The sequence below is a fragment of the Streptomyces sp. NPDC057099 genome (assembly GCF_042671245.1).
In the GTDB taxonomy this organism is placed as follows: Bacteria; Actinomycetota; Actinomycetes; order Streptomycetales; family Streptomycetaceae; genus Streptomyces; species Streptomyces purpurascens.
In genome coordinates this window covers 1-6,711 of sequence record NZ_JBHUTX010000095.1, presented here as the reverse complement: position 1 = coordinate 6,711, position 6,711 = coordinate 1, and the positions used below count along the sequence as shown (strand labels likewise).

Genomic DNA, 6,711 nt, shown 5'->3' with positions numbered 1-6,711 from the left:
GCCATGGCACGAGTCAACCAACCACCGGTGGTCGCCGAGATGCTCGCCGGCCTGGCCCTCGGACCGTCACTCTTCGGTCTCCTCTTCCCGGATGCCCAGCACTGGATGTTCCCCGACGAACTACGCCCCGTGATCTACGCTCTGGGCCAACTCGGCATCGCCTTCTACATGTTCCTCATCGGCGTCGAGTTCAGCAGTTCCCTGTCCCGCGGCAGCGGACTGATCAAACGCTGCCTGTCCGTCTCCGCCGCGGGCATCCTCGTCCCACTGGCGCTCGGACTCGGTGTCACGGCCTGGCTCTTCACCGTCATGCCCGAGATGGTCCCCGAGGCCGGCAGCCGCTACGGCACCCTGTACATCGGTGTCGTCCTGTCCATCACGGCCCTGCCCATGCTCGCCCGCATCATCGAGGAACGCGGGCTGCTCGGCTCCAAGTCGGCCACCCTCGCGCTCGGCGCGGGCGCCATCGACGACATCGTCGCCTGGCTCGCCATCGGGCTGATGCTGACCTTCACGGCCGGGACGGGAATCGGCCCGTGGCAGACCGCACTCGGGTTCACCGCCCTCATGGCCGCCCTGTTCGGCCTGGTACGGCCCGCGGTGAAGCGGTTCGAGTCCCGCAACGGCCTGTCCGGCAACGGGTTCATGACGCTGGTGTGCGCCCTGCTCTTCACAGCGTGCGCGGTGACCGAGTTCCTCGGACTCCATGTGGTGATCGGGGCGTTCGTGCTGGGCCTGGCGTTCCCCAAGGGCGAGGCGCTGTCCCGCTGGCTGGCCACCGTCCGCCCCTTCGCCGTCGGCGTGCTGCTGCCCTTCTACTTCGTCTACACCGGCCTGCGCACCGACATCCAACTGCTCGGGTCCGGCGGCGCCCTCGGCGCGATGGCGCTGCTGTTCGCCGCGTCCGTCCTGGGCAAGCTCGGGGCCTGCGCGCTCGCCGCCCGCCGGCACGACCGGGACTGGATCCAGGCAACCCAGGTGGGCGTCCTGATGAACACCCGAGGGCTGGTACAGCTGATCGCCCTCAACATCGGGATGGAAACGGGCCTGCTCACCCAAGCCGTCTTCGCGCAACTGGTCGTCGTGGCGGTCCTGACGACGCTGATGACGAGTCCCGGGCTCAGCCTCATCGAATCCTGGCAACAGCGGCGACAGAAATCGGCGACGGAATCGGAAGAGGATTCTCTCGCTCCTCCGTCTTCTGTTTGATTCCCCGTGTGCGTCAGGGAATTGGTGCGCTAGCATCAATTGCAGACCGGTCCGCTAAATGGAAGGTTTGAAATGAAGGAAGGTAATTCCCGCGAGGCGCTGGCAGTCAATGGATTTGCCGGTCCATTTCCGCGGTTCGCCTCCGACGACACCATAGGAGAGCTCCGCGAGTTCTTCCAGGACATGCTCGACCACCAGCCGGAACACCCGCTCTACAAGCGGTACTCGGTCCGTGACTGGCATCTCGTCAACGAAAAGGTCCGTGAACTCCTCACCGCTCCCGAGCTGATCGCTTCCCTCCAGGAGGCCACCGGCGCCGAGTCGCTCATTCTCTGGCGCAGCAAGCTCTTCGAGAAGTACCCCGGAGACGGCGCCATCGACTGGCACCAGGAGTACGGCTACTTCGACGGCGAGGAGGTCGGCGGCCACCGCCCCGCGCTCTTCCCGCTGCACCCGTCGAGCTCCTGGGACTGGACCCTCTGGCTCTCGCTGACGGACGTCTCCGAGGACGACGGCGTCATGGAGTTCGTCAAGGGATCACAGCAGACCGTGTACCCCAAGCGCATGGTCACCCTCACCGAGTCCGGTGCCTACGTCGACCCGCGCAACCGGGTCAAGACCAAGGAGGAGTTGCAGCAGCGGGCGGCCAACAACAGCCTGATCCTCGACATCGACACCCGCCGCGTCTTCGACGGGGTCGACTTCGACAAGTACACCCTCGACGAGCTCTTCGACCTGCTCGCCCAGCGCTGCGCAGACCTGCGTGCGGTGGTCACCGAGCCCTTCGAACTGGCACCCGGGGCGACCGAGATCACCCCGATGAAGGCCGGCGAGTACATCATCTTCACGGAGCGCTGCATGCACCGCTCCCGCGCCTCCCTGCCGGACGCGCGCATGCGCCTGGCCGTGAACGCCCGCTACACGCTCGGCGACACCTGGGTCTACCCGCAGCGCAGCAGCTCCGACACCTTCGACGGGTCGAACCTCGACATCAGGGACCACAAGTGTGTTCCCGTCCTCGGAGACCGGTTCCACCCGGACAACGCCTACCTCTGACCGTGCCGCAGGGCCTCGCACCCGTCGGCCTCAAGACCGGATCCGGTCTTGAGGCCGACGTTCTCGTATCGGGCGACGATGTCCCGCCCCGGCTCGTCAGGCCGCTGCCGAGGGCCCGTCACCTGGCCGGAACGCCCGTCGCACCCGCTCGTCGAGCTGTTCCAGGACCGGTGACAACTCCCCGTCCTCGAAGAGCTGCCGCATCTCGACCCGCCGCACCTTGCCGCTGGTGCTGCGCAGCACCCCACCCGGCTTCACGAACACCACACTGCCCACCGACACACCGAGACGGGCCGAGAGACCCGACAGGACCTCGTGTGCCAGCTCCCGGGCAGAGGCCTCGCCCGCATCACGCGAACGCAGCTCCTGTACCAGCACGATGCTCTCGGCGCCGCCCTCCACCGTCACCGTGAACGCCGCGCCCACCCCGTCCGCGCACGCCGGATGCTGCTCCCTCGCGGCGCGCTCGACATCCTGCGGATACATGTTGCGGCCGTTGATGATCATGACTTCCTTGAGGCGACCGGTGACGTACAACTCGCCTTCGTGGGACACACCCAGGTCACCGGTACGCAGAAACGGACCGGCGCCGTCGGCGGTGTACGCCCGGAAGGTCCGCTCCGTCTCCTCCGCAAGCCCCCAGTACCCGTGCGCGACACTCGGCCCGCTCAGCCAGATCTCGCCGATCTCACCCGCGCCCAGCTCCCGCAGGGACTGCGGGTCGACGATCCGCAGGTCGTACCCGTCGGAGACAGGCCCGCTGCTCACGACGAGCCGAGCGTCCGCCGACCCGGCGGCCGGCGTGAACCTGCGCTGCTCGAACTCCCCCGCGTGCACCCTGGTCACCACCGCGGCCGAGGCGCCCGGGCTGCCGGAGACGAACAGCGTGGTCTCCGCCATGCCGTAGCTCGGGCAGACCGTCTCCGGCCGCAGCCCGGCCGGCGCGAAGTGCTCGACGAACCTGCGCACCGTCGACTCCTGCACCGGTTCGGCACCGTTGACCGCCCACCGCCAGCGGGACAGGTCCAGCGACGCCACCTGCTGTGCGGACACCCGCCGCACACACAGGTCGTAGGCGAAGTTCGGCGCCGGACTCAGCACGATGTCATGCCGGTCGATCATCTCCAGCCACAGCCGAGGCCTGCGCAGAAATGCCGCCGGTGCCATCACGAACCCCTGACCGCCGACGGCCAGGGGCAGCAACAGCGTCCCCATGAGACCCATGTCGTGGTACGGCGGCAGCCAGCCACCGATCCGCGCGCCCTCGGGGACTCCGTAGGAACGCCGGATCAACCCCAGGTTCTCCATGAGGTTCGCGTGCGTGACCACGACCCCGCGCGGATCGCTCGTCGACCCGGAGGTGTACTGGAGGAATGCCGTCCCGTCCGGCTCGACCACCGGCGCGGTCCAGCCGCCGCCCTGGCGGACCGCACTCTCGGCCGACAGGCAGCGCACGCCCCGAGACGAACCGGCGGCCCAGGCGCGCACGGCGTCGAGGCTCCGTTCGTCGGTGAGCACCGCGACCGCGCCGGACGAGGCCAGCATGCCGTCCAGCCTCTCCTGCTGCCCCCTGCCGTCGGAGGGCGACGGAGCGGGCACGGGGACGAGCCCCGCATACAGGCACCCCAGAAAAGAAGCAAGGAATTCAGGGCCGGGCGGACAGGCGAGAAGGACCCGGTCGCCCGCCTCGCAGGAATCCAGCATCGCCGAGGCGACGGCCACGGCGGAGGAATCGAGTTCGCCGTAACGAAGCTGCCGGGAAATGGCCAAACCGGACGCCCCGGTGGAGAGAAAGGAGTACGCCAGATCATCCGGCCGGTCCCGCGCGTGCGCACGTACCACATTGATGATGGAGTCAGGTCGGAGCATGACGTCACGCCCCCCAGGTGTGTGGGTATATTCGCCGACTCTGCCACCCGTCCGGGCACGTGACCAACCGCATCACCGGGTGTTCAAGTGCTGCTTCAGCGCAGTTGAACACCTCGCCCGGCTGCGGAATGCACAGCATTGATCATCCCTGCGCCCCTGAGCCATAGTGAGCCGCGGTGACGCAGTGGCGCGGTGGCCGATACCTCGACGGTCGGGAATTCGCGGGCCGACCGATACGGACCCAGCGACGGCCGTCATGACCGCGCCCAGTTGTCTTCTTCGACCGCGCCAGCCTCCTGGGCGAGGGGGACCGGCGGCAGGTGTTCGACCGCCAGCCTCGCTCGACGTCGCGTCGGGGGCGAAACCAGGAGGAGCCTGATGATTCCTTTGTCATTCGCGCAGCGTCGTTTGTGGTTCCTCGCGCAACTCGACGGCCCGAGTGCCGTCTACAACATGCCCGTGACGTTGCGCCTGTCCGGCGCCGTCGACCGCGAAGCCCTGGACGCCGCGCTGCGAGACGTCCTGGACCGGCACGAGATCCTGCGCACCACGTTCACCGCCGTCGACGGCGAGCCGTACCAGCGCATCCTCGACACCGCCGACCTGGACTGGGAACTCCAGGTCGTCGACCTGCCCGCCTCCGCCACCACCGCGGACCTGTCCGCCGCTGCCCGGAAGGCCGTCGGCCACCGCTTCGACCTCGCCGCCGAACCCCCGATCAGGGCGTCCCTCTTCTCCGCCGGCCCGGACGAGCACGCCCTGGCCGTGGTGGTGCACCACATCGCCGGCGACGGCTGGTCCATGGGACCGCTCGCCCGGGACCTGTCGGCGGCCTATGCGGCGCGCTGCGCGGGCCGTGCGCCCGCGTGGGAGCCGCTGCCCGTGCAGTACGCCGACTACGCGCTCTGGCAGCGTGAACTGCTCGGCGACGACGCCGATCCCGCCAGCGTGATCTCCCGGCAGGTCGCCTACTGGCGAGAGGCACTGGCCGGTGCGCCGGAAGAGCTGGAACTGCCCCTCGACCACCCGCGGCCGGCCGTAGCCTCCCACCGCGGACACCACGTACCGTTCATCGTCCCGGCCCCCACGCACGCGCGGCTGGCGGAGGTGGCGCACGCCGAAGGTGTGACCGCCTTCATGGTGCTGCAGGCCGCGCTGGCCGTACTGCTGTCCAAGCTCGGCGCGGGCAACGACCTCCCGATCGGCACGGTCGTCGCCGGGCGCCCGGACGCCGAACTGCGCGATCTGGTCGGCTTCTTCGTGAACACCCTGGTCCTGCGGACCGACCTCTCGGGCGATCCGACGTTCCGCGAGCTGCTGTCCCGCGTGCGCGAGACGAACCTGTCGGCGTTCGCCCATCAGGACGTGCCGTTCGAGAAGCTCGTCGAGGAACTCGCCCCGACCCGCACCCTGGCGCGGCAACCGCTGTTCCAGGTGATGCTGTCGCTGCAGAACCTCACCGAACAGGAGGCCACGGGCCTGCTGGGCGCGGACATCGCCGGGATCCCGACCGGACAGCCGGGCGAGGCCATCGCCAAGTTCGACCTCGAAGTGGAGGTCACGGAGACCTACGACGCCCAAGGTGCGCCCGGGGGACTGCGCGGCGCGTTCACCGCCGCGGCGGACCTGTTCGAGGCGGGGTCGGTGGAGGGGTTTGCGGAGCGTCTGGTGCGGGTGCTGGAGGCGGTCGCGGATGATCCAGGCCTGAGGCTGGGTGAGGTGGAGGTGCTGGGCGCCGCGGAGCGGCGCCGGGTGCTGGGTGAGTGGAACGACACGGCTCTGGTGGTGCCGGATGTGCTGGTGCCGGAGTTGTTCGCGGGGCATGCGGTGCGGTCTCCGGGTGCGGTCGCGGTGGTGTTCGACGGGGTGGAGGTGTCGTACGGGGAGCTGGAGGCGCGGGCGAACCGGCTGGCGCACCATCTGATCGGCCAGGGGGTGGGTGCGGAGTCGGTGGTGGGTCTGTGCCTGCCGCGTGGCATCGAGATGATCGTGGCGATCCTGGCCGTGTGGAAGGCCGGCGCCGCCTACGTACCCCTCGACCCGGACCACCCCGCGCAGCGCACCGAGTTCATCCTCGCGGACAGTGGCGCTCAACTCGTCCTGGCCCACACGGATGTCCCCGCGCCGGGGACGGTACGGCTGGATGATCCGTGTGTGTTGGGGGAGTTGGCCGGTCTGCCGGTGACGGCTCCGGGTGGTGTGGTGGTGTTGTCTGGTTCGTTGGCGTATGTGATTTATACGTCGGGTTCGACGGGGGTGCCGAAGGGGGTTGGGGTTTCGCACGGGTCGTTGGCGAATCTGGTGGCGGTGTTCGGGCCGTTGCTGGAGGTCGGGCCGGGTGCGCGGGTGTTGCAGTTCGCGTCGTTCAGCTTTGATGCGTCGGTGCTGGATGTGGCGGTGACGCTGGGCTGCGGGGGCGGTCTGGTGGTGGCGTCGGCTGTGGAGCGTTCGGAGCCTGCTCTGTTGCGGGAGTTGGTGGGGGCGGCGGGTGTGGGGGCGGCGAGTGTGGTGCCGTCGTTGCTGGGTGTTCTGGAGTTGGGGGATCTGGCCGGGGTGGGGCCGATGGTGGTCGGCTCG

The 6,711-nt window shown here is 69.0% G+C and carries 4 protein-coding genes; 3 read left to right on the top strand and 1 reads right to left on the bottom strand.

Annotated elements, in window-relative coordinates; genetic code table 11:
• A partial coding sequence (locus tag ACFT4A_RS42150; protein ID WP_382841934.1) for a cation:proton antiporter occupies positions 1–1,209 on the top strand: 1,209 nt, incomplete at its 5' end.
• A gap of 72 nt (positions 1,210–1,281) precedes the next feature.
• Positions 1,282–2,265 carry a phytanoyl-CoA dioxygenase family protein gene (locus ACFT4A_RS42145; RefSeq protein ID WP_382841931.1) on the top strand — a complete coding sequence of 328 codons (984 nt, stop codon included), beginning with the start codon at positions 1,282–1,284 and terminating at the stop codon, positions 2,263–2,265.
• A 96-nt stretch (positions 2,266–2,361) separates the two neighbouring features.
• On the opposite strand, the gene ACFT4A_RS42140 is transcribed toward ACFT4A_RS42145, so the two are convergent.
• Complete coding sequence (locus tag ACFT4A_RS42140) at positions 2,362–4,134, bottom strand: fatty acyl-AMP ligase (protein ID WP_382841928.1); 1,773 nt, start codon at positions 4,132–4,134, stop codon at positions 2,362–2,364.
• Positions 4,135–4,512: 378 nt separating this feature from the next.
• Between ACFT4A_RS42140 and ACFT4A_RS42135 the strand changes: the two genes are divergently transcribed.
• Positions 4,513–6,711: condensation domain-containing protein (locus ACFT4A_RS42135; protein WP_382841925.1), on the top strand; the 2,199-nt coding region annotated here is incomplete at its 3' end.

Bases quoted from the DNA above. Each gene is read 5' to 3' on its own strand.
- ACFT4A_RS42140 (WP_382841928.1), bottom strand. From the start codon at position 4,134: ATGCTCCGACCTGACTCCATCATCAATGTGGTACGTGCGCACGCGCGG.
- ACFT4A_RS42145 (WP_382841931.1), top strand. From the start codon at position 1,282: ATGAAGGAAGGTAATTCCCGCGAGGCGCTGGCAGTCAATGGATTTGCC.